Annotated in this window: 22 protein-coding genes, 1 pseudogene and 1 riboswitch; of the genes and pseudogenes, 12 read left to right on the forward strand and 11 right to left on the reverse strand. The window is 40.9% G+C overall.

Annotated features, from left to right (window positions below):
• Window positions 1-790 precede the first annotated feature (790 nt).
• On the reverse strand, window positions 791-1,732 hold the full coding sequence (locus B7E06_RS18540; RefSeq protein ID WP_082235409.1) for a VanW family protein: 942 nt from the start codon (window positions 1,730-1,732) through the stop codon (window positions 791-793).
• Between the two features lie 147 nt (window positions 1,733-1,879).
• On the opposite strand from B7E06_RS18540, the gene shc reads away from it, so the two are divergent.
• Complete coding sequence (shc, locus tag B7E06_RS18545; RefSeq protein ID WP_082236063.1) at window positions 1,880-3,769, forward strand: squalene--hopene cyclase; 1,890 nt, start codon at window positions 1,880-1,882, stop codon at window positions 3,767-3,769.
• 57 nt (window positions 3,770-3,826) lie between these two features.
• Here shc and B7E06_RS18550 read toward each other — a convergent pair whose 3' ends face one another.
• A complete protein-coding gene (locus B7E06_RS18550; protein ID WP_082235410.1) occupies window positions 3,827-4,477 on the reverse strand; it encodes an SDR family oxidoreductase in 651 nt (216 codons plus the stop codon).
• 183 nt (window positions 4,478-4,660) lie between these two features.
• Here B7E06_RS18550 and B7E06_RS18555 point away from each other — a divergent pair, with 183 nt between their 5' ends.
• A complete protein-coding gene (locus B7E06_RS18555; protein ID WP_082235411.1) occupies window positions 4,661-4,924 on the forward strand; it encodes a hypothetical protein in 264 nt (87 codons plus the stop codon).
• Between the two features lie 100 nt (window positions 4,925-5,024).
• Entirely contained in the window at window positions 5,025-5,915 is an 891-nt protein-coding gene (locus B7E06_RS18560; RefSeq protein WP_082235412.1) for a fructose bisphosphate aldolase, read from the forward strand.
• Window positions 5,916-5,951: 36 nt separating this feature from the next.
• On the opposite strand, the gene B7E06_RS18565 is transcribed toward B7E06_RS18560, so the two are convergent.
• Window positions 5,952-6,791: a deoxyribonuclease IV gene (locus tag B7E06_RS18565; RefSeq protein WP_082235413.1), complete on the reverse strand. Its 840-nt coding sequence runs from the start codon at window positions 6,789-6,791 to the stop codon at window positions 5,952-5,954.
• Between the two features lie 125 nt (window positions 6,792-6,916).
• Here B7E06_RS18565 and B7E06_RS18570 point away from each other — a divergent pair, with 125 nt between their 5' ends.
• The 5 genes from B7E06_RS18570 to prpB all read left to right on the forward strand — a co-directional run bounded on the left by B7E06_RS18570 (window position 6,917) and on the right by prpB (window position 12,168).
• The gene (locus B7E06_RS18570) at window positions 6,917-7,894 is read left to right on the forward strand and encodes an MBL fold metallo-hydrolase (RefSeq protein WP_082235414.1); all 978 of its coding nucleotides are present in this window, start codon (window positions 6,917-6,919) and stop codon (window positions 7,892-7,894) included.
• A gap of 82 nt (window positions 7,895-7,976) precedes the next feature.
• A riboswitch (cobalamin riboswitch) is annotated at window positions 7,977-8,176 on the forward strand.
• Between the two features lie 153 nt (window positions 8,177-8,329).
• The gene (locus B7E06_RS18575) at window positions 8,330-8,554 is read left to right on the forward strand and encodes a hypothetical protein (protein ID WP_082235415.1); all 225 of its coding nucleotides are present in this window, start codon (window positions 8,330-8,332) and stop codon (window positions 8,552-8,554) included.
• Window positions 8,555-8,599: 45 nt separating this feature from the next.
• Entirely contained in the window at window positions 8,600-9,715 is a 1,116-nt protein-coding gene (gene mmgD / locus B7E06_RS18580; RefSeq protein ID WP_082235416.1) for a citrate synthase, read from the forward strand.
• 63 nt (window positions 9,716-9,778) lie between these two features.
• Complete coding sequence (locus tag B7E06_RS18585) at window positions 9,779-11,221, forward strand: bifunctional 2-methylcitrate dehydratase/aconitate hydratase (protein WP_245807774.1); 1,443 nt, start codon at window positions 9,779-9,781, stop codon at window positions 11,219-11,221.
• Window positions 11,222-11,247: 26 nt separating this feature from the next.
• Window positions 11,248-12,168 (forward strand): methylisocitrate lyase, encoded by a 921-nt coding sequence (prpB, locus tag B7E06_RS18590; RefSeq protein ID WP_082235418.1) that lies wholly within the window; start codon window positions 11,248-11,250, stop codon window positions 12,166-12,168.
• A 129-nt stretch (window positions 12,169-12,297) separates the two neighbouring features.
• On the opposite strand, the gene bioD is transcribed toward prpB, so the two are convergent.
• Genes bioD through bioA form a run of 3 tightly spaced genes read right to left on the reverse strand, consistent with a single transcriptional unit; the run spans window position 12,298 to window position 15,508 of the window.
• Window positions 12,298-12,984 (reverse strand): dethiobiotin synthase, encoded by a 687-nt coding sequence (gene bioD / locus B7E06_RS18595; protein WP_082235419.1) that lies wholly within the window; start codon window positions 12,982-12,984, stop codon window positions 12,298-12,300.
• Entirely contained in the window at window positions 12,985-14,163 is a 1,179-nt protein-coding gene (gene bioF / locus B7E06_RS18600; protein ID WP_245807775.1) for an 8-amino-7-oxononanoate synthase, read from the reverse strand.
• Window positions 14,144-15,508: an adenosylmethionine--8-amino-7-oxononanoate transaminase gene (gene bioA, locus B7E06_RS18605; protein ID WP_082235420.1), complete on the reverse strand. Its 1,365-nt coding sequence runs from the start codon at window positions 15,506-15,508 to the stop codon at window positions 14,144-14,146. Before bioA ends, bioF begins: the two co-directional genes overlap by 20 nt.
• Window positions 15,509-15,802: 294 nt before the next feature.
• Between bioA and bioB the strand changes: the two genes are divergently transcribed.
• From bioB to B7E06_RS18625, 4 genes are all read left to right on the forward strand, one after another.
• Window positions 15,803-16,789 carry a biotin synthase BioB gene (gene bioB / locus B7E06_RS18610; RefSeq protein WP_082235421.1) on the forward strand — a complete coding sequence of 329 codons (987 nt, stop codon included), beginning with the start codon at window positions 15,803-15,805 and terminating at the stop codon, window positions 16,787-16,789.
• Window positions 16,790-16,810: 21 nt separating this feature from the next.
• Window positions 16,811-17,413 carry a biotin transporter BioY gene (locus B7E06_RS18615; RefSeq protein WP_082235422.1) on the forward strand — a complete coding sequence of 201 codons (603 nt, stop codon included), beginning with the start codon at window positions 16,811-16,813 and terminating at the stop codon, window positions 17,411-17,413.
• A 239-nt stretch (window positions 17,414-17,652) separates the two neighbouring features.
• The gene (locus tag B7E06_RS18620) at window positions 17,653-19,038 is read left to right on the forward strand and encodes an FAD-binding oxidoreductase (RefSeq protein WP_082235423.1); all 1,386 of its coding nucleotides are present in this window, start codon (window positions 17,653-17,655) and stop codon (window positions 19,036-19,038) included.
• Window positions 19,035-20,024, forward strand: coding sequence for a bile acid:sodium symporter family protein (locus B7E06_RS18625; protein ID WP_082235424.1), 990 nt, complete (start codon window positions 19,035-19,037; stop codon window positions 20,022-20,024). The genes B7E06_RS18620 and B7E06_RS18625 overlap by 4 nt, the downstream gene beginning before the upstream one ends.
• Window positions 20,025-20,096: 72 nt before the next feature.
• Here the strand turns inward: B7E06_RS18625 and B7E06_RS18630 are convergent, their stop codons facing one another.
• From B7E06_RS18630 to dcd, 5 genes and pseudogenes are all read right to left on the reverse strand, one after another.
• Entirely contained in the window at window positions 20,097-21,695 is a 1,599-nt protein-coding gene (locus B7E06_RS18630; RefSeq protein WP_082235425.1) for a C40 family peptidase, read from the reverse strand.
• A 229-nt stretch (window positions 21,696-21,924) separates the two neighbouring features.
• Window positions 21,925-23,565: a metal ABC transporter solute-binding protein, Zn/Mn family gene (locus B7E06_RS18635; RefSeq protein WP_082235426.1), complete on the reverse strand. Its 1,641-nt coding sequence runs from the start codon at window positions 23,563-23,565 to the stop codon at window positions 21,925-21,927.
• Between the two features lie 84 nt (window positions 23,566-23,649).
• Window positions 23,650-24,000 (reverse strand): annotated as a pseudogene (locus B7E06_RS18640) (Fur family transcriptional regulator); the annotation flags it as partial.
• A gap of 131 nt (window positions 24,001-24,131) precedes the next feature.
• Window positions 24,132-24,401, reverse strand: a complete 270-nt coding sequence (rpsN, locus tag B7E06_RS18645) for a 30S ribosomal protein S14 (protein ID WP_082235427.1) — start codon at window positions 24,399-24,401, stop codon at window positions 24,132-24,134.
• Window positions 24,402-24,434: 33 nt separating this feature from the next.
• Window positions 24,435-24,986, reverse strand: a complete 552-nt coding sequence (gene dcd, locus B7E06_RS18650) for a dCTP deaminase (protein WP_082236065.1) — start codon at window positions 24,984-24,986, stop codon at window positions 24,435-24,437.
• Window positions 24,987-25,006: the final 20 nt, after the last annotated feature.

Consider the following 25,006-nt stretch of genomic DNA (forward strand, 5'->3'; position numbering starts at 1 on the left):
GCGTACGAATTGAAGACTCCCCTCCTTATTTTGTTTCACATTATAAAACAAGGTTTTGGAATATAATTAATGATAAAGCGCTTTCATAAGCGCTCAAAAATTTTATAATGTAAAACTAAGTTTTGTAAACCTGAATCTATTAATGATTATATAGACAACTTTTTTGAATTGTCAATAAATTTCGGCAAAAAATAAAATATCCACCAGATTTACTAGTTTATTAAATAATTGGTCGTAAAACCCAATTTTATTAATCCTGCAAACCCATTAAGGACTATAAAATTACTTTGTCTTTTACTTATATAAACAACCAGCGATAAGGACTTCTCTTCACTTTTTGGTGTATCAAAGAGATGCCAAATAAAAAATTTTTTACAAACTAAATTACCCACAAGCTAATCTGCCTATGGGTATAAATAACTGTTTATCGTAATAATTAAATCCGATTTACAAAGCTATCTGTGGACAAAAAACGCTAAAATCAGAAAAACAAATTTCTCTAATTAAAGCTGTGATTTATCGTAGTATTACATTTTCATTTTAAAAATCCCCCCTTCCGCTCTATTCTCCTGTACATATACTAAAGACAAAGGGGGTGTTTTTTATGAGTGGATATATTGGCTGTCTGCCTATAATCATCGTACTTTTTCTGCTGATGATAGTGATATTTAGTTTAATTTCCAGAAGCTCACGCAGGCGAAAAAAGCGTTATAGGAGACGTTCATGGTGGCTGTTAGGCTGCAATCTCTCACTTTTTATTCCTTATTTATTTAGCCTATAGCTTAGCCGCTCATTGTTTTTTTATTAGACTCCATGTTTGACTAGTTCCTCTTTTCTTTTCCTCAGGCAGCTTTCTGCTGGCATCCGGAACATTCTGCGGATCATAATTAATGACATCGGAAGAATAGATCGTGACACTCATCTGGCCTCCATAAACCTTTGAACGGATTAATAACGGCTGGTTATACTGATTTTTAAATGTAAAATCAGGACCATACCAGCTTACCGTAGCATCTCGGCCGGGTGGTACATAAGGTACTCGTTTACTGTGGGAATAACGCTCCATAATGTCCAGTCCAGCCTTGTCCACTGAATTAAATAAGGTAGACGAAAGCTGACAAATTCCGCCTCCAATTCCTTCCGTCACCTCTCCTTTTACGATAACCGGAGCATTTTTATAACCCTTTTCTTTCGTTCGTTTGCCCACCGCTTTGTTAAAAGAAAAAACTTCACCAGGAAAAACAACATGGCTGTCCAGAGCTTCTGCCGCTAGTCGAATATTGTGGGACCGTTCTTTATTATTCGAGTTAAAATATGTGACATAATGACCAATCTGCTGTGTTCGGATATCGCCGAGCAGTTCAGCATCTACTCTGGGAGAAAGGACGATTTTAGGTACTTCAAGCTTACCTGCTTCTGAATCAAATAAATATTGATAAAACCCTTCTAAAAATTTCTTGTGGTATAGTTTATGACCATCTTTGCCAGGAAGAATTTCTCCGGACTCCCCGATTTTTGCATTAATCGGCTCTTTCATTATTTTTAGATCGAGCTGTTCTAGCAGTGTTTGAGTTTTTGACTGATTTACAAAAGGCTTACCGAGAAATTCGTCTTCAAATTCATTTCGGTTTACTTTCATAATTTCTTTTCCTTCATCTGTGATCATTAAGTTATCTTCTTGAATAAACGGCTGTGTTAACAGCAAGAATAAAGACATCATAATTATTTTCATAAGTCAGGCCTCCTACCGTTAGTTAGTATGAGTAGAAGACTGAGAATCATGTGATATTTTTATATATATCCTTTAATACTTTAACCGCTTTTAGAATACATATGGAATGGATTTGTATTTCGTCTGAATGGAGGGATTCTATTGACGATGCAGACGAAACAAGCCATTCAGTGGATAATCGATAAATTGAGAGAAGACCAAACATCTGACGGCTCATGGGACTACGCTTTTGAAACCGGAATCTTAACCGATGCCTATATGATTGTTTTAATTAGAACGCTGGAGCTTAAGGATAAAGAGGAATTAATCAAAGGACTGGCAGGGAGAATTTTAAGCAAACAACGGGATAATGGGACATGGAAACTATTCCCTGACGAAAAGAACGAAGGAAATCTGGCTCTCACGGTAGAATCCTATTATGCCCTCCTCTACTCAGGATATTATTTAGAAAATGACGCCAGGTTACTTTCAGCCAAAGAATTCATTAAAGCAAACGGCGGACTGGAGAACGTAAATATTTACACAAAAATTATGCTTGCGATTACAGGTCAATACAAATGGCCCGCGTTATTTCCCATTCCGGTAGAAGTCATGCTGCTTCCGTTGTCATTTCCAGTGAACTTTTATCAACTATCCGTTTACGGCCGAACAAACCTGGCTCCGATTTTAATCTTATCTGAGAAAAAATTCAGTAAGATGACACCTCTCAGTCCAGATCTCTCTGATTTATATACAGATCGGTCAAAAGATGAAGAGTGGGCATTTCCAATGGAGTATCGTTCAATTTTTTCAACCATTGACCAAGGAGTAAAGAATTTAATCGGGCTGCCGGCTCAGCTTCATTCTATGGCAATGGATCAAGCCAAAAGCTACATGCTTGATCGCCTGGAACCGGATGGGACATTTTACAGCTATTTCAGTTCTACCTTTTTAATGATCTATGCTCTGCTTTCACTCGGGCACCCAAAGAACGACCCTGTCATTTTAAAAGCAATGCAAGGGTTACTTTCAATGAAAACAGAGATTGAAGGTTTTCCTCACATTCAGTTTACAACAGCAAATTTATGGAACACCTCCCTTATCAGTACCGCCCTGCAGGCAGCTGGAGTCCCATCAGACGACCCATTGATACTAAATGCTAATCGTTACTTACTCAAGCGTCAGCACGTCAAATTCGGGGACTGGGTAATTCACAATCCTCAAGGAGAGCCGGGGGGATGGGGATTCTCTAATATAAATACAATGAACCCAGACATGGATGACACTACGGCTTCCTTACGTGCCCTTAGAGAACAAGCCGTTGAAAATTCCTCTGTACTTGAAGCATGGGACAAGGGGACATTATGGCTGTGTACGATGCAAAATGATGATGGGGGCTGGGCTTCTTTTGAAAAAAACATAAGAAACCAATGGATCGCAATTCTGCCGATTGAAAAAGCAGAGTATATGTTCAGTGACCCTTCTTCGGCAGATCTTACAGGAAGAACGTTAGAGTTTTTCGGAAATTATACAACTCTTCCAAAATCAGACCCCTTAATTAAGCGAGCTGTTAACTGGCTATTAAGCAATCAGGAATCCGATGGTTCATGGTACAGCCGCTGGGGAATCTGTTATATCAACGGTACATGGGCCGCCGTTACCGGTCTCAGAGCAGCCGGCATGCCAACAAACAACCGAGCCATTCATTCTGCAGCAAACTGGATAAAATCCATTCAAAATACTGACGGCGGGTGGGGAGAATCCTGCTTAAGCGACATACAAAAGAAATACGTGCCTCTTCAGACAAGTACACTAACGGATACATCATGGGCGCTTGAGATATTAATGAATGCAGAACAACAGTTGAGCAAAGAAATAAGAGACGGAGTGCAGTATCTTCTTTGCTCCGTAAAAAAAGAAGACTGGACGACAGAATATCCAAAAGGGCAGGCCATGTCGGGTACCTTCTATATTCACTACCACAGCTACCGTCTTATATTTCCTTTACTAGCTCTTGCCCATTACAGAGAAAAGTATGAAGAAGACGAGGGAATTTAACGCAAAAATACCCAGGGCCTTTATCACACAAGGACCCTGGGCTTTTAGATAAATATATTAAAGTGATTTCACGGCTTCCTGAACAGGTGTTGATCCTCCAACTACCTGAAATTCCTTACCGATCGTAGAGTCATTTTCCAAGACTGCTTTAAGAACAGAAGCTATATCCTCTCGAGGTACTTCTCCTCTTTCCACTTTTTCAGCAGCTTCTACTTGACCCGTGCCTTCGTCATTTGTAAGCTTTCCAGGATGAACGATCGTATAATCCAGGTCTGTATCCCTTAACCAAACATCTGCATAGTGCTTAGCTGCTACGTATGGGGCAAAAGAAGAGTCAGCATTTAAGATCGCTTCGCGTGTCGTATCAAATGAGCTGACCATAACAAAACGTTTTACGCCAGCTTTTTTAGCAGCTTCAATTGTTTTTACCGCTCCATCAAGATCAATTAAAATCGTTTTATCAGGCCCTGTATTAGGTCCAGAACCAGCAGTGAAAACAACGGCATCCATACCCTCTGCTGCCTTAGCAATTGTATCGATATCATCTTCCAGGTCGACAATTGCGGTTTCTGCGCCCAGCTCCTTGAAATAGGAAGCCTGTTCCTCTTTACGAATCATGGCTTTTGCTTCAAGGCTTTCACTTTCTTGGATATATGAAATTAGTTGTTTTCCAATTTGTCCATTTGCTCCTGCGACTAGTACTTTCATTTCTATCATCCTTTCCAAATTATTATTCTGGTCACTATTAATTAATATCGTAAATCTAATGAAAGACATAAGTCTACTCATATGCTTTTTCAGTGTTCTTAAAAAAATTCATTAGTCGATTCTAAACATAGCCTCAGCTTTTACGGATAAACTAATTTGAAATAACTTTTGAGGGGCCACGAAATGAATTTTATAGGTGATATTATATCCGGGGAATTTGATCAGTTTACCGATGAGTTTATTCTTCATCAGGTCAAGCAGTTTTCTACGTCTTCCATCCTTAATCAAGATCAATTTAATGCCATTTATAATTATTTAATCAGCCATAAGCATGAGCTTGATGGACAGGTATTGACCTTAAATGAAGAAATGCTTATTCGTTTGAGTCAGCATGAGACGGATATATTTATTAGAGATTTAGATAAAATAAAAGGTTTTTATCATTAATTCGACTTTAATATACAAGAAATCCTTCTACATTTTTGTTACGTTAAAGTTAATTAAGGGAAGAGGAATAGTGGAATTCAATTAGAAAAGGAGTGGAAGAATGAACAATCAGCAATTTGAAAAAGTAAAAAACGGCAAAGGATTTATCGCAGCACTTGATCAAAGCGGCGGCAGTACACCGAAGGCTTTAGAGTCTTATGGAGTGCCTGCCCATTCTTACTCTGGAGAAGACGAAATGTTCGACCTTGTTCACGACATGCGGACAAGAATCATTACCTCCCCTTCTTTCGATGGAAATCGTATTCTCGGTGCCATTCTTTTTGAACAGACGATGGATCGTGAGATTGAAGGGAAATATACGGCGGATTATCTAGCTGATAAAGGCATTGTTCCCTTTCTTAAAGTTGATAAAGGACTGGCCGATGAGGAAAATGGCGTCCAGCTGATGAAGCCGATTCATGACTTGGATGAAACACTTCGCCGTGCAAATGAACGAAACGTTTTTGGTACTAAAATGCGTTCCGTTATTAATGAACCAAACGAAAGCGGCATAAAAGAGGTTGTAGATCAGCAATTTGAAATTGGAAAACAGATCATTGAAGCTGGTTTAATTCCGATTATTGAGCCAGAGGTTAATATTCACAGTGAAGATAAGGAAAAATGCGAGGAAATTCTTCGGAATGAAATTCTGAGTCATTTAAACGACTTATCTGAAGACCAGAATGTAATGCTCAAACTATCCATTCCCACAAAAGCTAATGCTTTTAAAGAATTGATTGATCATCCGCGCGTCGTTCGCGTTGTCGCTCTTTCCGGCGGCTATTCCCGTGATGAAGCAAATGAGAAGCTGAGAGAAAATGACGGCCTGATCGCAAGCTTTTCCCGGGCACTCTCAGCAGAATTAAGTGCCAATCAGACTGCGGAAGAATTTGATCAAAAGCTGAAAGAAGCTGTTGATACAATCTATGATGCTTCCGTAAATAAAAAATAATGATGACAAAAGATACGCCTATTACAGGCGTATCTTTTATCTTTTCCCCCACTTCTTCTGTAACTGAAGAATTTCCATTTTATGAGGAATAACTTCTTTAGGAGTCTCTACAATAAACGGTATCTTTTTAAGAAGGCTGGATTTAAACAGCTGTGCAAATTGGTGTTCTTTTATATAGCCATGACCGAAAATGTTAGCGTGCCGGTCTTTTCCTGAACCTGTATCATATTTAGAATTATTCAAATGAATTGCCGTTAGATGCTTGAAATACCCCAGCTTCTCCCCTTTTTCCTCTATCTGTTTCCAGTTCTCCCCCGTCCAGAGTCCGCTTGCAAAGGCGTGACAGGTATCCAGGCAGAAACCAATTTTTTCTGGATATTCACTTAATCTTCGAAGCTGAACGAGCTCTTCCAAAGTCGTTCCCATTGTACCCGGCTTCCCAGCTAAATTTTCTAAAAGGATCTTACACTCACCATCCCATTGTTTGAGCACTTCATTCAAAACTTCAATCATTAACCGATAGCTCGCGAGCTGATCCCCTTTAAAAACGTCTTTTCCAAAATGGACGACTACTCCAAGAGATCCGCATGCATCGGCAATCGCTAAATCATTTAAAAGGGATGCAGCCACCTGCTCTCGTTTCCTGGCATCAGCCGGTGTTAATGTTGTGGGATAAGGCGTATGAGCGACTGATACTAGTCCATTCTGATTACAAAAATCTCTGCACAGCCTGGCGTCTTCCTTGTTAAATGACTTTTCTGATAAGCTTCTAGGATTCTTTGGAAAGTATTGGAAAGCCTCCGAATTTAGAGACAACGCCCGTTTTGCCGCTCCTAAATATCCTTCTTTTATAGAAACATGACTGCCGAAAATCATAGTGATCCCTCTTTTCTTCGGTAACAAGGTTATAATCTGTTATTTTTCCACTATATTCGCTTATCATTCTCTTTCATGATGAAATGTTATAATAAGGAAATCACTATTACATAAGGCGGTGCAACATGTTTGAAAAACGAACGACAGCTTATAAAACCTATCCTATAAAAGTGAATCTTGGTGAAAAGAACCCATTAAAAACCGTGAATTTCTATCTTCTCGCCCTTGATAATCAGCTCATTCTTTTCGATGCCGGCTGGAATGATCAGAAAAATTGGGAAGCTTTGCAGGATATTCTGAAAAATAACGGTTTTTCATTAGAAGATTTAACAGCCATTATTATTAGTCATAATCATATCGACCATTGCGGCCTCGTTAATAAAATAACTGAACAACATGCTCTTCCTGTCTACGCGCATGAAAAAGCCATCGCCCGACTTAAACGAAATCCTGATTTTCTGCAAATGCGCATCCACTTTTTTGAAGAATTATATGAAAAGTTCGATTGTGGGGATAAAGGCAGACAGCAGGTTGATTATTTAAATAAATCGCTGGATAAAAACCGCCATGCTGCTATCCAGCCTCCGATTTCACTCATCGAAAAAGCAGATATAGATCCACTGGAAGTTCTCCACTTTCCCGGTCATGCTCCTGACCAAATTGGGTTATGGCATAAAGAACATAAGACCCTATTTGGAGCTGATGTACTGATCCAGCATATTTCCAGTAATGCTTTAATCGAACCTGATGAAAATGGAAAGCGGCTGCCGACGCTTCATCAGAGTATACAATCTCTGAACAAAATCGCTTCCTTACCAGTAGAACTTATGTATTCCGGTCATGGCGATGTGATAACTGATCCCCATGGTTTGATAAAAAAACGGCTGGAGCGTATTGAAGAAAAAGGAGACAAGATTATAAAACTTATCCAGAACGGGTCGGTGACCGGCAGCGATATTGCTCAGTCTTATTATGGAAAGACATATGAAGAACAATTCTCCCTTGTCATGTCGGAAGTGATTGGGCAGCTGGATTATTTAGAACAAAGAGGGAAAGTTTTTAAAACGGAAGAAAACGGAGTTTTTCACTATTCTGTTAAATAACCAGACACCTTAGCCCTGTTAGTTTTCCAGTAAATAAATTGTTTATTTTCAAAATTTTTGATATATTGAAGGAGTTCAAATTGAATACGTTTAAAATTCAGGTACAGATAGGCTGTTAAGCTTATTTGTTTAAAAGGGAAATCGGTGTAAATCCGATGCTGTCCCGCAACTGTATTTGGGAGCGAACTGAAACGACCCACTGTTCTCGATCATAAGAGAATGGGAAGGAATCAGGGAGCGATGATCATAAGTCAGGAGACCTGCCTGTTTTTAGCGAACATCAATACCTACGAGGATAGGGGGTGTTAAGTGCGAGTGAAAAGAGTATGGACTGGTATGTCTCGGCGTCCTATACTCTCTGTAAAATCTAGAATCTCAACTTAACAACTTCTCTGGAAGTTGTTTTTTTTATTTCATTTAACTAGAGGTGTTAATGTGGCTCCATCAACGGATCATTATGTAAATCAGTTCAAATCTTGTATTATGAATCATTTAATTTCTTCTGCTTCCGGATCTACTCTTGAAGAAACTTACAGTAATCTAAAAAAAGACCTGCTTTTACAAGAAACAGATCAACAAGAGCTGCACTCTCTGAAGAAAGCATTTGCGATCGTTCAGGAAGAAATATTCGGTCAGCCAAATCGATCGTCCATAAAATAATTTCGTCTGTTTTTTTGAAAGCGGTTACTAATGAGGAGGGGTATTATGGCAGAACAAACCGCCTACAAACCCGGATTAGAAGGTGTCATTGCAACAGAAACCAAGCTTTCTTATTTAGATGTTGATGCAGAAGAAATCGTTTTTCGCGGATATGAACTTATTGAGCTTAGCAGGAAGAAAAGTTATATAGATGTTGTTCACCTTTTATTGCACGGAGAGCTGCCTGAAGAAAGTGAGCGTCTTGCCCTTGAGAAGGAATTGAAGCAGGAATACAGCCTTCCTGACGAATTCTTCACATTAATTCGTAAGCTGCCTAAGAAAACTCATCCAATGGACGCTCTTAGAACTGGAATATCTGTACTCGCAGGTTACGAAAAAAACTTAAAAGAGCGGGATGCAGAGCAAATTTGCCGAACAGCTATCAAGCTGTTAGCCAAGATTCCTAACATCGTAGCAAACAGCTATCATGTGCTTCACGATGAAGCGATAGTTGTGCCGAAGGACGACCTTCCTTACAGTTCCAATTTTTTATATATGATTACAGGAAAAGAGCCGACTCCAGCCGAAGCTGCCTTTTTTGATCAATCTCTAACGGTATACAGTGAACATGAAATGCCTAACTCAACCTTTACAGCTCGTGTTATAGCATCTACCAATTCAGACCTTTACGGGGCTTTGACGGGAGCGGTTGCTTCTTTAAAAGGCAATCTTCACGGAGGAGCAAATGAAGCAGTGATGTATATGCTGCTGGAAGGAAAAACAACCGACGGCTTCCGCCGCCTCTTATATGAAAAGCTCCGCAGCAAAGAGAAGATCATGGGATTTGGACATAGAGTCTATATGAAAAAAATGGATCCTAGAGCCGTTTTAATGAAAGAAGCATTAAGAGAGCTTGCTGAAAATAAAAAAAGAGAAGATCTTTTTGAGATGTGTGAAGCAGGAGAACAGCTGATGAAAGAAGAAAAAGGACTATATGCGAACCTTGATTATTATGCCGCTCCTGTTTATTACCTGCTTGGCATCCCTATTGATTTATATACACCCGTTTTTTTCAGTGCCCGTACGCTCGGGCTGTGTGCACATGTCTCCGAGCAGTATGCTAATAACAAGCTGTTCAGACCAAGAGTTCTTTATACAGGCCCACGCGGACTGCATCCTTAAAAAATGCCGGGTCCGCCCCGGCTTCCATTTAGAAATACATCATTTGAAAAGGTGGAGATAAATTTGTCTGAAGTGAAAGTAAAGCGTGCCCAGACTACGGATCAAGTGTTAGAGAGAATCGCTGAATATGCCGTGTATGGAGAAATTACAAGCACAGAAGCACTGGAAACATCTCAATATGTGCTGCTCGATACGTTAGGTTGTGGTTTCCTTGCCCTGCGTTACCCGGAATGCACAAAGCATTTAGGCCCTATAGTTCCAGGAACAGTCGTCCCTAATGGTTCCCGCGTTCCCGGGACATCTTATGAACTTGACCCTGTCCATGCCGCTTTTAACATTGGATGTATGATCAGATGGCTTGATTATAATGATACTTGGCTCGCAGCAGAATGGGGGCATCCGTCTGATAACTTAGGAGGCATTTTAGCCATTGCTGATTATATCAGCCGCAGGCAGATCGCTGATGGAAAAGATCCGCTTACGATGGATACAGTGATGGAATATATCGTCAAAGCTCACGAAATTCAAGGAGTGTTAGCTTTAGAAAACAGTCTGAACCGTGAAGGTCTTGACCATGTTCTTTATGTAAAAGTGGCGACTACAGCTGTCGTTACAGCAATGCTCGGAGGCAGCAAAGAGGATGTTACGAACGCTGTTTCTCAAGCATGGATCGATAACTCCAGCCTGCGGACATACCGCCATGCGCCAAACACAGGTTCCAGAAAATCTTGGGCAGCCGGTGATGCCACAAGCCGCGGTGTACGTCTTGCTCTAATGACGATGAATGGAGAAATGGGCTATAAGACCGCTTTGTCTGCTCCTAAATGGGGGTTTCAGGATGTCCTCTTTAGCGGTAAGGAATTGACGCTTGCCCGACCATTTGGTTCTTATGTCATGGAGAACATTTTATTCAAAATCTCCTACCCTGCTGAATTTCACGCACAAACAGCTGCAGAAGCAGCCATAAAACTTCATAAGCAGATAAAAGGACGAATTCAGGACATTGAAAAAGTTACGATTACCACACATGAATCGGCCATTCGAATTATTGATAAGGAAGGGCCGCTCCACAACCCGGCGGACCGTGATCACTGCCTGCAATATATTACAGCCATCGGACTTTTATACGGTTCATTAAACGCAGACCATTACGAAGATGAAGTCGCCCGTAATCCTGAAATCGACCGATTAAGAAGCACAATGGTAACGATTGAAAACGAACAATACAGTAAAGATTATCTCGACCCTGAGAAGAGGTCCATTTCCAATGCTGTGCAAGTATTTTTTAATGATGGAACTTCTACCGAACAACTAGCGGTCGAATATCCAATCGGTCACCGCCGCCGTCGCGAAGAAGGGCTTCCCCTGCTGTTAAACAAGTTCAAGGATAACGTAAAGACACGCTTTCCTTCCCGCCAGACAAATCGGATTCTTAACTTGTGTGAGGATTATGGCTCTCTGACAAGAACACCAGTCACTCATTTTATGGAAGCTTTTCGGATTTAACTCAATAAGGTAAGGAGGATGATTTCATGACGTGGATGGTAGAACCTAAATCAACCCAGCCGGAAAGAGCACAAGCCTTTAAACAATTAATGAAGCAACCCGAAATATTAAAAATACCAGGTGCACATGATGGAATGTCAGCCAAAATCGCCAAAGATACAGGGTTCCAGGCGATCTACTTATCAGGTGCTGCCTATACAGCGAGCCGGGCGCTCCCGGATCTTGGGCTTATTTATTCCAATGAAATGGCCGAGAAAGCTCAAGAGCTAGTCAGAGCCTCTGACCTCCCGCTGCTCGTTGATATCGACACAGGCTACGGCGGAGTGATCAACGTGGCACGCGCCGCTAGAGAAATGGTTGAGGCCGGAGTCGCCGCTGTGCAAATTGAAGATCAGCTTTTACCTAAAAAATGCGGACATTTAAATGGAAAAAAACTGATTGAGACGGAAGAGATGATGCAGAAAATCCGGACAATTAAAGAAGTAGCACCTTCTTTAGTAATCGTTGCGAGAACTGATGCCAAATCAGTCGAAGGTATCGATAAGGCGATCCAACGCGCTAATCAATATGTAGAGGCCGGCGCCGATGCCATTTTCCCTGAAGCTTTGACCAGTGAAGAGGATTTCAGACAGGCTTCCTCCTCTATCCATGCACCGTTGCTCGCCAATATGACCGAGTTCGGGAAAACGCCCTATTTTTCGGGTGAGTATTTTCACTCCTTTGGCATGGATATGGTGATCTATCCTGTAACTTCTCTTCGGGTTGCGGCTAAAGCTTACGAGCGAGTTTTCACAGAAATTATGCAGAAGGATACCCAAAAAGGGAAACTTGAGGATATGCAGTCACGCGAAGAACTTTATGAAACTATTAAATACTATGATTATGAAGCGTTAGATGAAAAAGTAGCGAGGACGATTCTTCCGGAGATCGGTAAAGAAGATAAGTAAAAAGTTTAGCCTGTCACACTCAGTTTTCACTGAGTGTGGCAGCCTTTATTAATGAAAGAAAGTATTCTATTTTCTTTTGTATCAATAGTGAAGAAAAGAGTAGTTAACTAGACTTTTTTCTATTTAAAGTCAAAATAAAGACTCTACATCCATTTCCGCTCCAAAAACCTCCACCAAAGTCTTCTTATCTTTGTTATCCATCTGCGGTATGATTCCCAGCACAGGCACCTTGCAAAAATGCTCAATTAACTCAGGATTTGTTTGTTCTGCCAGCCCTGCCGTTTCGGGATTAAAGCCATTGATTACAACCCCTATTACGTTCAATCCGCACCTTTGGGAATAATCGACCGTCAAATAAGTATGATTAACGGTACCTAAATCGGGACGGGCTACAATAAGGACGGGAAGATTCATATCTTTTATCACATCACTGACGAGAAAATCTTCTCCATAAGGAACGGCAATACCTCCCGCTCCTTCTACAATAGTAAAAGAATGCCTGTCTTTCATACGCTCCCAGGATTCTTTCACATCAGATTGAGTGACATACACACCTTGCCGCTTAGCAGCTAAATAAGGGGCCAGCGGTTCATCGAATTGAAAAGGAGTAATATCCGATGGCAGAGATTCATCGCCAGACATCGATTTTAAGATCATTGTATCACTTTCCGGGTCTTCTCTGTTATCCCCGCTTAACATCGGCTTGAATACACCAACATCTACCTCTTTTGCTGACAAAGCTGCTGCAATTCCTGCCGCTACAAACGTTTTCCCAATTCCTGTGTCTGTACCTGTAACAAAAATTCCTTGAGCCAATTAAATCACCTCCAGCTTTTTTCCGACTTTATAAAAGGCCTGGCAGATTTTCTGAATATCTCCTTCTGTATGTATGGCCATAACCGTTAACCGAATTCGGCTTTCCCCTTGTGGAACAGTAGGTGGCCGTATGGCTGGAGCGAATACCCCGTTATTTTCGAGTTCTCTTGAAAATTTCATTGCTTTATTAGAGTCACCAATTAGGACAGGTATAATGGGCGTTTGTTCTCCTTTGACGTCAAATCCGTAATAGAGCAGCTCTTTCCGAAGCCTGTAGGTCAAGTTCTGTAATTGATGCTGAAGCTGTGGGCTGCTTTCGATAATATCAATGGCTTTAATTGCTGCCGCCATAGTACCCGCCGGCAATGCTGTCTGGAAAACAAAAGACCTCGCCCGGTTTCTCAAATAGTCAATCAAAGATTTCGTCCCAGTAACAAACCCACCTTCCGTGCCGATTGATTTACTAAGTGTCCCTATAATTACATCCACAGATACACCAAAATGATCAGCTGTTCCTCTTCCGTTTTTACCTAAAATTCCCGTGGCGTGAGCATCATCTACAATGACATAAGCATCGTATTTATCTGCCAAAGCTTTGATCTCGAATAACGGAGCCATGTCCCCGTCCATACTGAAAACGCCGTCAGTTATGATAAATCTTCGTTTATAATGCTGACTATCGATTAACTCAGCTTGTAAATCTTCCATGTCTACATGTCGGTAAATATTTGTCTGAGCACGGCTGAGCCTGCAGCCATCAATAATACTGGCATGATTATACTGATCGCTTAAAATCATATCTCCTTCTCCGGCCAGGCTGGATATTACGCCTACATTGGCAAGATATCCGCTTGAAAAAACAAGGGAAGCCTCTTTCTTTTTAAACTCGGCGATACGCTTCTCGAGCTTCTCATGCCAGATCGTATTACCTGTAGTCAACCTTGATCCGGTGCTTCCCACTCCATATTCTTTCATTACCTTCACAGCTTCATCCGTGAGCCTCTGATCTCCTGCCAGGCCCAAATAGTTATTGGAAGAAGCCATTATGTTTTCCTTTCCTTCTACAAGAGATCTCCCTGATTGTACTGAAGGAGAGATCGTTCTAAGCTGCCTGTATAGATTCTGACCCTTAATTTGGTCTACTTCCCGTGCCAGCCAGTCAGTAGCTCGTCGCAGCAACGTGAAGCGCCTCCTCTATTGTCACGCTGTTAATGGCTTGTTTCATAATTTGAACCATTTCTTTTAATTCTGCTTCTGTACTGGCAAGAGGCGGCATAAAGACAACGACATCTCCCGTAGGTCTTGTTAAAAGTCCTAATTCCCTCATCTTTAATGATGCTTTATAAGCGGCTCTGCTTTCGAATGGAAAAGGCTCCTTCGTTTTTTTGTCGTATACTAGTTCAATCCCGCACATGAATCCAAGCTGCCGGATGTCGCCGACATGGGAAAGATCCAGTATATCTTCAAATAATTCCTGCAAATACTCAGCCTTTCTTGCCACCTGCTGATTAATTTGCTCTTTCTCAAATAACTTTAGGTTAGCCAATGCTGCTGCACATCCGAGCTGATTGCCCGTATATGAATGACCATGAAAGAAAGTCTTCAGATTGGTGTATTCGTCATAAAAAGCCTCATAAATTTTTTCAGTTGTATATGTAATCGCAATCGGCAGGTAACCACCGGTAATTCCTTTTCCTGCTGCCATAAGATCCGGCTCCACACCTTCATGCTCACAAGCAAACATCTTTCCGGTACGTCCGAAACCTGTCGCTACTTCATCAACAATCATAAGCACATCGTATTTACTGCACAGTTCCCGAACACCGGATAAGTAACCTTCCGGCAGGACAATCATACCCCCGGCTCCCTGAACCATCGATTCAATTGTCAGACCGGCTATTTCCTTATGATACTCCTTCAATAAGTTCTCCAGTGTTTCAAGCGCTTCATCCCGGCATTTCTCAGGGTCATTTTCTGGATAGCGATAAACATGAGGAACTGCTGTTTTAAACCCTTCGAACATTAACGGGCCGTATACTTTATGAAAAATATCAATAGCCCCAACACTAACTGCCCCAATGGTATCACCGTGATATCCATTTTTAATCGAAACAAATTTCTGTTTATCTTTTTCTCCAATATTCTGCCAATACTGATAAGCCATTTTTACCGCAATTTCCACGGCTTCTGCCCCGCTGTCCGAATAAAAGACTCGGCTTAAGGAACGAGGAGCTATTTTCACCAGTTCTTCCGCCAGCTCTGTAGCCGGAACATTTGTCATTCCAAGTAACGTAGAGTGGGAAATCTTTTGGAGCTGCTCACGTACCGCATCATCCAGTTCTTTCTTGCGATGTCCATGTACATTCAGCCAGACAGATGAAAAAGCGTCAAAGTATTCTTTTCCATGGACGTCCTTCACTTTAATTCCTTTACCGCTTTCAATGATTAATGGGTCACTATCGTAATCTTTCATTTGGGTAAACGGCAGCCATAAGTATTTTTTACTTTTTTCAATTAAATCCATTTTTCTCCTCCGCTTCTTTTAAGAACATTGAAGTTGTATCGCCTTAGATGGAACTTTCAGAGTATGAAACACCCTTCCTAAACTTATTGTTAACTTTATATTTTTAAAGTTTACATTATTTGATTATTTTTTCAAGGAGCTTTATCAAAATAAGTTAACCTAAATTTTATTAAGTTGACATAAAGACATTCCTTCTTCTATGCTTGTTCTATAAATAAAAAGGAGGGAAATCATGGAATCTTGAAATCTGTGAAAAAAATAGCCCTTATAAAAATGATATAAAGGTGGGATTACATGACAAATTGGAATTTAATAGCTGAAAAAGCCATTGACGGAACGGAAATAACAGATGATGAAGCTCTCTCTGTTTTAGAGTGTCCTAAAGAGGAATTACTGGAGTTGTTACATAGTGCGTATCAGGTTCGCAAGCATTACTATGGGAACCTCGTTAAATTAAATATGATCATTAACACCAAATCTGGATTTTGTCCTGAAAATTGCGGGTACTGTGCCCAATCCCGGGATTCCTCTGCTCCCATTCAAAAATACCGCATGATGGACAAGAACACGATTATTGAAGGAGCCGAGCAGGCTCACCGGCTGAAATCGGGAACGTATTGTATAGTGGCCAGCGGACGCGGGCCTTCAAAACGTGAGCTGGACGTTGTTACTTCGGCCGTAAAGGAAATTAAAAATAAATACGATATGAAGGTTTGCGCATGCCTTGGTTTGCTGAAGCCTGACCAGGCACGACAGTTAAAAGAAGCCGGCGTCGACCGCTACAACAATAACATCAACACTTCTGAACGCCATCACGATCAAATCACGACAAGCCATACATATCATGACAGGGTGGCCACTGTTAATCACACGAAAGAAGCGGGGATTTCCCCTTGTTCGGGTGTCATTGTCGGGATGAAAGAATCTAAGCAGGATGTGATTGATATGGCTCGGGCATTAAAAGAACTGGACGCTGATTCAATCCCTGTGAACTTTTTACATGCGATTGATGGAACACTATTGGAAGGTACAAATGAACTTACACCAACCTATTGCTTAAAGGTGCTGTGTTTATTCCGTTTCATAAATCCTTCAAAAGAGATTCGAGTATCAGGAGGAAGAGAGGTTAACTTAAGAAGCCTTCAACCGTTCAGCCTGTATCCGGCAAATTCGATTTTTGTCGGTGATTATCTCACGACTGCCGGTCAGGAAGGCACGAAAGACCATCAAATGCTTGAAGACCTTGGGTTTGAGGTCGAGTATACAAAGGAAACCGTGTGACTTTCTCTGGAGGAAAATAAGATGAAAAACAACAATACTCTATCACTTACACTAGTTGCCATATTTGCAGCGATGACTGCAATTGGCGCTTTTATAAGAGTACCTCTGCCCATGGTCCCTTTCACACTTCAAATTGTGGTGGTATATTTAGCAGGGTCTTTATTAGGAAGCAAGCGTGGGGTGCAAAGTCAGTTAGTCTACCTTTTCGTCGGTTTAGCCGGACTTCCCGTCTTTACTCAAGGCGGTGGGCTGGCGTATGTTCTGCAGCCTACATTCGGATATTTAATTGGCTTCTGCGCGGGAGCTTATGCCATCGGATTTATGATCGAACGCATTCCACAGCCGAATGTTAAACACATTATTGCCGCGAACCTACTGGGAACAATCATTATTTATGCGATCGGGGTTCCTTACCTCTATGCAGCTTTAAATCTATGGCTGAATATACCAACAACTGTTTCACATGTGCTGGCTGCCGGGTTGTTCAGTACTGTGGGCATAGACCTTGTGCTTGCTATATTCACGAGTATGCTGGCTGTGCGGCTGTATCCTATTTTTAGAAAGAGCCATTCTCGAAGGAAAGTAAGACAAGATAACTCGGAGAATGTTCGATCCATAGGTTAATAATAAAACAAATGAGAATACAGTATTACTGCATTTAGAAGAGGTTTATTCAGCCTCTTCTTTTTAATGCTTTCATTTACATGTCCATATCTTACCTGACAATCTGGCTTTATCCTCAAGTCTCTCATCTTCAAAGTTATGGAAGCTATCCCCCACACAATCACAACTGGTTGAATTTTTCAGATAATTATGTATAATTCGTCTCAGTAGCATTTTGCTATTCATAAAGGGGGAGACGAATGAATTCTATCAGCACCTTACTGGAGGTTTTTAAAAGCTTTTTAAGAGACGATCAAGTTTCTACTAATGAAACAATACGTGAACACCATAGTAAAGATGAATCTTACCATTTAGGCAGTCTGCCTGATATAGTGGTTTATCCAGAAAATACAGAAGAAGTTAGTTCTATCGTTAAAGTGGCGGATGCTCATAATATACCGATTACTCCGTTTGGTCTGGGATCAAGCCTGGAAGGTCATGTAATCCCTTACAACAAAGGAATCACTATAGATTTCACTTTAATGAATAAAGTGTTAGAAGTGAGAGAAAAGGACTTCCTCGTTAAAGTACAGCCAGGGGTTACCCGTTCACAGCTGAACAAAGAATTAAAAAAATATGGATTGTTTTTCACTGTTGATCCGGGTGCTAATGCAACTCTTGGGGGAATGGCTGCCACGAATGCCAGTGGAACAACCTCCGTTAAATATGGAGTAATGAAAGACCAGGTAAACGATTTAGAAGTCGTCCTGCCAGATGGTGATATCATTCATACCGGTAACTTGGCACAAAAATCAGCCTCTGGTTATGACTTAAACAGTCTGTATGTCGGTTCTGAAGGAACCCTGGGCTGTATCACCGAATTGACCCTGAAGGTTTATGGAATTCCTGAACATATAGTGGCAGGAAGAGCCTCTTTCCCTACGGTTGACGATGCGGTAGAAGCTGTTGTTTCCATCCTTCAGGCGGGAGTGCCAATTGCCAGGGTAGAGCTGGTCGATGAAGCATCGATCCGGCAGGTAAACCGCTTCAGTGACACTACCTATCAAGAAAAGGCAACATTGTTTCTTGAATTTCATGGAAATGAAGCTGGCTTACAACATGATGTCGACTTTGCAAAAGAGCTGGTTTCTGATCATAAATGTGAAGAAATTTATTTTGAGAAGGATAATGCTTCACGAAATCAATTATGGGAAGCCCGCCACAATCTAGCTTATGCTTATATTCACGGAAACCCTGGCAGGAAACTAATGGTTACTGATGTCTGTGTCCCCATTTCTGAATTAGCAGGAGCAGTGAAACATGGCAGGGAAAAAATTAAAGAATTATCGTTTGAAGCTGGAATCTTAGGTCACGTAGGGGACGGGAACTATCATGCTCTCTTAATGATTGATACAGAGAACTTAGAAGAAATGGAAAGAGCGGAGCTTTTTAATGAAGAAATTGTTAAATATGCTTTAGAACGGGGCGGGACTTGTACCGGCGAGCATGGGGTTGGAAGAGGGAAAATGAAATACCTTCAGCAAGAACATGGAAAAGCCCTTAATGTCATGAACAATCTTAAATCAGCTCTTGATCCAAAAGGTATCATGAATCCAAATAAATTGGTACAAGGGAGAAAACAATGAAACTATTAGAAACCATCAGTAGAATTGCCGGTAAATACTTTGCATTCTGGGTGGTCGGAATAGCATTAATCGCTTTCTTTTTTCCATCACCATTTGTCAGCTTAAACGATTATATAACCATATTGCTAGGGGTAGTTATGTTCGGAATGGGACTTACTCTTAAGCCGGTGGACTTCAAATTAGTCTTAAAAAAGCCAATTCCCGTTATTATTGGGGTAGCAGCACAATTTATACTAATGCCTTTAATAGCTCTAATGCTTGCCTATATTATGAATTTACCTGCTGAACTCGCTGCTGGCTTAGTGCTGTTAGGTTCTGTACCTGGGGGCACAGCTTCCAATGTAATGGTCTATTTGGCAAGAGGTAATCTGGCCCTTTCTGTTGCCATGACTTCTTTATCTACCATGCTTGCGCCAATTCTGACACCACTTATTTTATTAGCTCTAGCTGGTCAATGGCTGCCAGTAGACCCAGCAGCCATGTTCTTATCCATTGTTCAAGTGATCATCATACCTATCACTCTAGGCGTTTTAATCAGAAAATTTTTCCCTGTTATAGTGGATAAAAGTACCGCTGTTATCCCTTTGATTTCTGTAACAGCAATCATTGTCATTGTCTCTGCCGTTGTAGCTGCCAATGCAGGAAGCATTGCCACTTCTGGATTGTTAATCTTCTCAGCAGTTATGCTTCATAATCTTCTCGGCCTTTCTTTGGGGTATCTCACTGGTTTGCTGATGCGCTTAGATGAAAGTAATCGCCGGGCAATTTCCATTGAAGTTGGCATGCAAAACTCCGGTCTGGGCGTTGCCTTGGCAACGGCACATTTTGGACCGCTTGCTGCCCTGCCAAATGTAATTGCTGCCGTTTGGCATAATATTTCAGGACCAATTCTGGCAACCGTTTGGTCAAAAAAGCCAGTAGATCAAAAAGACATAACCACTGGCTCTGAGGACTTAAAAACAAGAGTGCAAAATACAGGAAACTAAGTGACTCGACTTTCAGCTAAACACCTCAAAGAGGAGCTGCCTAAAGTAGAACAGCTCCTTAGTAATATCTCTTTATTCACTTTCCGTATCATGCGTTCTTGCCCCTATATAACGGGAAGGCCAATAATCACTTGTCGTTAAATCAATAACTGTTACTCCTTGAGAATTCGTCGTTACTATAATCTGATTGTTCCCTGCATAAATCGCCGGAATAATACTGGAGCCTTGAAAGAAAAAGATATCGCCAGGCTCTGCAGATTTTCTGGAGACCTCTGTTCCTTCTTTCCATTGCTGACTGCCATACCTCGGTAATTCGTACTGTAGTGCTTGCTTATATACATATTGAACAAAACCGCCGGTATCAAAGCCTTCTTCAGGCGACACGCCTCCTTGAGTGTATTTTGTTCCAGTTAGCTGATGAGCTTCATATACCGCTTCATTCTCATATTGAATGGCCGTATCATCGAAGCTTTTAGCACCGGTATAATGGTCACGCCAGTACTCACTCATATAAGAGATTGTAGTCTGTCCCTCTTCACCTGTTGCATGGGCGATATAATCATCACCCAGATAGATGGCCGAGTGGGAAATTCCTTCCTGCCATGTCCCGGAGAAAAACAGCACATCTCCCGGCTGGAGATCTTCATTGCCGAGTTCATATTCTTCAACATCCAGGTCCTTGCCTACTTTCCATTGTTTATAAGTAATCCTTGGGAGATAGACATCCATAGATTCACGGAATATCGTTTGAATAAGAAAAGAACAATCAAAAGCCTCCAGCGTACTTCCGGTCATTAAATAAGGCGTCCCTAAATAATTCATAGCTTCTTTTACAGCAGGGTGATCATGGTCTTCGTACATCTCCGGCTTCGATTTTTCTAGAATCTCATCCGTAAAACGTGAAGCACCCACATAGCGTTCCGCATAATAACTGTGATAATTTAAGCTTCTTTCCTGTACCCCGGATGGTGTGGAAATAATAACCTCATCATTGCCTGAATAAATGCCTGAAATTAATTCCTTCTCATTGTTTTCAAAAAAGACGAGGTCTCCAGGTTCCAAATCTTCCCGGGCTACCTTCATACCAGACTCATATTGGGAAGAAGGATGCTTCGACCTCCAGCTTCCGGTAACCTCTTTAAACACATAATAAATAAAACCGCCGGTATTAAACCCCTCTTCTGGATTGGAACCATTTCGTTTGTAAGAACTCCCAATAAGCTCTTTGGCCTGTGCTACAATTTCATCATCTAAAGAAGGCGGTGACCCATTTTCTGTATAACGTTTAGCCCCTTGATAAGCGTTCGACCAATACTCACTGGTTTCCAGGTTTCTCTCAGATATTCCATTACTCGTCACGATAACAAAACGTCCATCATTTATGTATATCCCGGACATTAAATACGTTCCTTTAAAAAATACGATATCACCCGGCTGAAGCTCATCTACACTATTTCCCTTTACCCACTGGTCGGCTGCACCTCTGGGAAGAGAGATTGATTTCGTCTCCTCATAAATATACTGAACAAGTTCAGAAGTAATATAACCTTGTTCATTATCACCGACCATTTCCAGAGCAAGTTCAGCTGCAGGGTCCAGTTCCTCCGCTTCAGCTACACCAGGAATAATTAAAAAACTGAATAAAACCATTGAAAAGAAAATCTTCTTCATAACTTTACACCTCCATAGCCTAAATTAACTATCATTAAAGAATAAGAGTAAACCACTCATTGTTTAAGCATACAGTCGGAGATCCCTGAGGGTCTATGGGTATTTTCAGTCAAAAGATTATCCTTCTGTTCCAATTTTCAAATAAACACACTCTCACTTATTCCCCCTTTTGGTCCTTTTAATGGAAAAAAGCAGAAGCCCCAATGAACGGGCTTCTGCTTTTTAGGAACTAGTGTGCCATCATTTCATGGGCAATATCATGACCATCCATATTTGATGGATAATAAGTCGGCCAGTGGTTAACTTCATCTAGTAAAGCTTCTCGGTCATCACCCCAATACAGGTGGTAGTGATCAGCTTTCGTCGGGTAGATACTATGATCACTAAATTGAATGTATTTCGGAAGTCCTTCTGTTTCTTCTTTTAATTCAAAAATGTATCTTACCCCACGATTACCGGCATCGTACGTAAGAATTTCATAACCATCTGAGACATACTCCCCAGATCGCTCTTCTCCATTTTCATAGAAAGTGACAGTTTCTCCATCTATGGCAATACGATCAACATCTGTCTGGTATCCTGTTTCATAATATTCCTTGTACTCTTCAGCTGTTTTGTCTCCTTCTTGCTCGGCTTTATGTTCATAAACTTCATCAAGAGTACCGTCCTCGTGATGTGGATATACGGACTGCCAGTCTCCTTCCCAATCGGAAAGCTCTCGATCCTTCACTTGACTGTCTTCAAAATACCCATCATAAATCTTTTGTGCTTCTTCATCATGAGCATGGCTGTGATCGTGGTCATGATCTTCGTTAGATTCTTCTGAGGCTGATGAAGGCTCTGATAGAGCGGTAGATAGGACTTCTAAGTTTCTCTGCATGAGTGTAAAGTAATCATCTTTATTTTCAAGATCTTCTTCTGTTAAAACTGATAAATTGTGGATACGTAAAGTCTCAGCATCAATTTCCTTTCGAACAACATCTGCTACTCTCGGTGTAATGTTCTGTTCGAACAGCACATAATTTAACCCGTGGTCTTCAGCAGTTTCTACAATATTCTGCACTTCTTTTTGAGAAGGCTCGTTTTCAGGGCTTAATCCTGAGACAGAGATCTGCTCAATTCCATAGTTTTTCTCCCAATAGCCATAGGCCGCGTGAGAAACGATAATTTTATTTCCTGGTAAGCTTTCAATCTCTGTCTGAAACTCTTTATCTAGATTTTCAAGTTTTTCTTTCAGATTTTCAAAGTTTTCATTAAACGTTTCTTCCTGCTCCGGATTTAATTCAACTAACGTATCTTTTATATTCTCTGCCATTTCAATGGAACGAACAGGATCAAGCCACACGTGCGGGTCCTGATCACCGTGATTATGTCCATCATGTTCCTCCTCATGACTTTCTTCGTCGTGAGCATGTTCATCTTCGTGACTCTCTTCTTCCCCATGACTGTCGTCATGTTCATCTTCATCGCTGTGAGCATGCTCTTCCAAATCAATTCCCTTCGTTGCTTCAAGAATTTTAACATCTTCTGATTCAATAGATTCAGAGATATTGTCCGCATAAGGCTCTAATCCAGCACCATTGTAAATAAAAGCATCCGATTCAGCGAATTCGATCATCTCTTTTGTAGTAGGTTCATAAGTATGAGGATCTGTCCCCGGCGGCAGAATAGACTCTACGGAAGCAGCATCTCCTGCGATTTGTTCAGTAAAGAATTGAAGGGGGTAAACCGTGGTAAATACCTTTAACTCTACTTTAGAATCCTGAGATGCTTCTTCGCTTCCATTCCCGCCTGTCTCTTCCCCGCTGCAGGCAGCCAATGTGAAAATGACAATAAATAAACTAAGTACTCCTGTTAATTTCTTAAACAATTGCTCTCCTCCTTTTATCCCATGAATATTTTATCGTAATCATTACGTTTTGTAAATAGTAATCATTACACTTGTCGTATAGACTTAGGGACATTGAGGACAGATCCCATATACTTCAAATTTGTGATTTTCAACGTAATAACCTTTAAGGGTGTTTTTCACAAGCTCCATTGGACATAGCTCGATGACTTTGGCTGCCCGGCAAATCTTACAAATAAAGTAATGCTGATGATCAGGTCCTGCTGCAAGCCGAAAATGCTTTTCTCTATTAAGCTCTGTAGTTTCTAATAATTCTTCATCTGTAAGTAGATATAGATTCCTATAAACTGTTTCATAGCTTACGCTTGGAAAATATTCCTGTATTTTATTTATAATATCCTTTACTGGGTTATAGTGATGCTGATCCATGAAAATCTCCAGCATTCGTTCCCTTTGCTTTGTATGTTTTTATCCTTTTTCTTTCAGGGTATTAATGACAGTTTGTAAATCCACAGTATTTCACCCTTAACTAAAAATGATAGATTTATATGGTGCGGTTTCCTAAATAGACATAGCAATTTTTTCTTTTACCAGCTTGCCTTCTTCACTCCTGGAATCTGCCCTTTATGAGCATATTCTCTAAAGGCAATACGAGACATTTTAAACTTTCTCATATAACCACGCGGTCTTCCTGTCACTTGACACCTTCCCGTGAGCCGTGTCGGAGAGGAATCCCTCGGCAGTTTTCGCAGGGCTTCATAATCTCCTTTTGCTTTAAGCTCTCTCCTCTGTTCAGCATATTTCGCTACCATTTCCTGTCGTTTCTTTTCTTTAGCAATCTTTGATTTTTTCGCCATGTTTCTCACCTTTCTTCCATCATATTATATTTACTATTTGCACAAGTGACTCTCCACATCTTTATAAACAGCACTTGGTGTAGTACTCGATTGTCCTGCATATTTGCCACTATAGGCTGTGGTTGGCTGATCCATTTCTGCCATAACCAATTGACAGATTCTCCACCCTTCTATCAGTTCAATCGGAGAACGATTTGCATTGAAAAGCTCAAGAGTTATACGGCCTTCAAATCCCGGGTCAACCCATCCCGCATTCTGAACAAAGAGCCCCATTCTTCCAATTGAACTTCTTCCTTCAACAAACGCCGTTAAATAATTTGGAAGTTTGATCCACTCTTTCGTTGTCGCAAGCATAAAAGAATGGGGTGGAATTATAATAGATTCCTGTTCTCCGATATAAATGTCGCGATAGGAAGCACTTTCTCTCATTGATAGTCTGCCTGTACTATGCTCCTCTAAAGTCACAAAATGGCTTCCAAGTGTTAAGTCTACAGAAGCTGGCTGAATATGGGAGTGTTCCAATGGGGTAACTATCAATTCTTCCTTTTCCAAATAGTGGCGAATAGTTTGACTTGATAGAATCATTTCTTCCACCTGCTTCTTTC

Origin of the sequence: Halobacillus massiliensis, assembly GCF_900166625.1 — a bacterium.
Classification (GTDB): domain Bacteria; phylum Bacillota; class Bacilli; order Bacillales; family Halobacillaceae; genus Halobacillus_A; species Halobacillus_A massiliensis.

Coding starts and splice junctions, on each gene's coding strand:
- B7E06_RS18540 (WP_082235409.1), bottom strand. CDS start 1,732: ATGAAAATAATTATGATGTCTTTATTCTTGCTGTTAACACAGCCGTTT.
- shc (WP_082236063.1), top strand. CDS start 1,880: ATGCAGACGAAACAAGCCATTCAGTGGATAATCGATAAATTGAGAGAA.
- B7E06_RS18550 (WP_082235410.1), bottom strand. CDS start 4,477: ATGAAAGTACTAGTCGCAGGAGCAAATGGACAAATTGGAAAACAACTA.
- B7E06_RS18555 (WP_082235411.1), top strand. CDS start 4,661: ATGAATTTTATAGGTGATATTATATCCGGGGAATTTGATCAGTTTACC.
- B7E06_RS18560 (WP_082235412.1), top strand. CDS start 5,025: ATGAACAATCAGCAATTTGAAAAAGTAAAAAACGGCAAAGGATTTATC.
- B7E06_RS18565 (WP_082235413.1), bottom strand. CDS start 6,791: ATGATTTTCGGCAGTCATGTTTCTATAAAAGAAGGATATTTAGGAGCG.
- B7E06_RS18570 (WP_082235414.1), top strand. CDS start 6,917: ATGTTTGAAAAACGAACGACAGCTTATAAAACCTATCCTATAAAAGTG.
- mmgD (WP_082235416.1), top strand. CDS start 8,600: ATGGCAGAACAAACCGCCTACAAACCCGGATTAGAAGGTGTCATTGCA.
- prpB (WP_082235418.1), top strand. CDS start 11,248: ATGACGTGGATGGTAGAACCTAAATCAACCCAGCCGGAAAGAGCACAA.
- bioA (WP_082235420.1), bottom strand. CDS start 15,508: ATGGATTTAATTGAAAAAAGTAAAAAATACTTATGGCTGCCGTTTACC.
- bioB (WP_082235421.1), top strand. CDS start 15,803: ATGACAAATTGGAATTTAATAGCTGAAAAAGCCATTGACGGAACGGAA.
- B7E06_RS18615 (WP_082235422.1), top strand. CDS start 16,811: ATGAAAAACAACAATACTCTATCACTTACACTAGTTGCCATATTTGCA.
- B7E06_RS18620 (WP_082235423.1), top strand. CDS start 17,653: ATGAATTCTATCAGCACCTTACTGGAGGTTTTTAAAAGCTTTTTAAGA.
- B7E06_RS18625 (WP_082235424.1), top strand. CDS start 19,035: ATGAAACTATTAGAAACCATCAGTAGAATTGCCGGTAAATACTTTGCA.
- B7E06_RS18630 (WP_082235425.1), bottom strand. CDS start 21,695: ATGAAGAAGATTTTCTTTTCAATGGTTTTATTCAGTTTTTTAATTATT.
- rpsN (WP_082235427.1), bottom strand. CDS start 24,401: ATGGCGAAAAAATCAAAGATTGCTAAAGAAAAGAAACGACAGGAAATG.
- dcd (WP_082236065.1), bottom strand. CDS start 24,986: ATGATTCTATCAAGTCAAACTATTCGCCACTATTTGGAAAAGGAAGAA.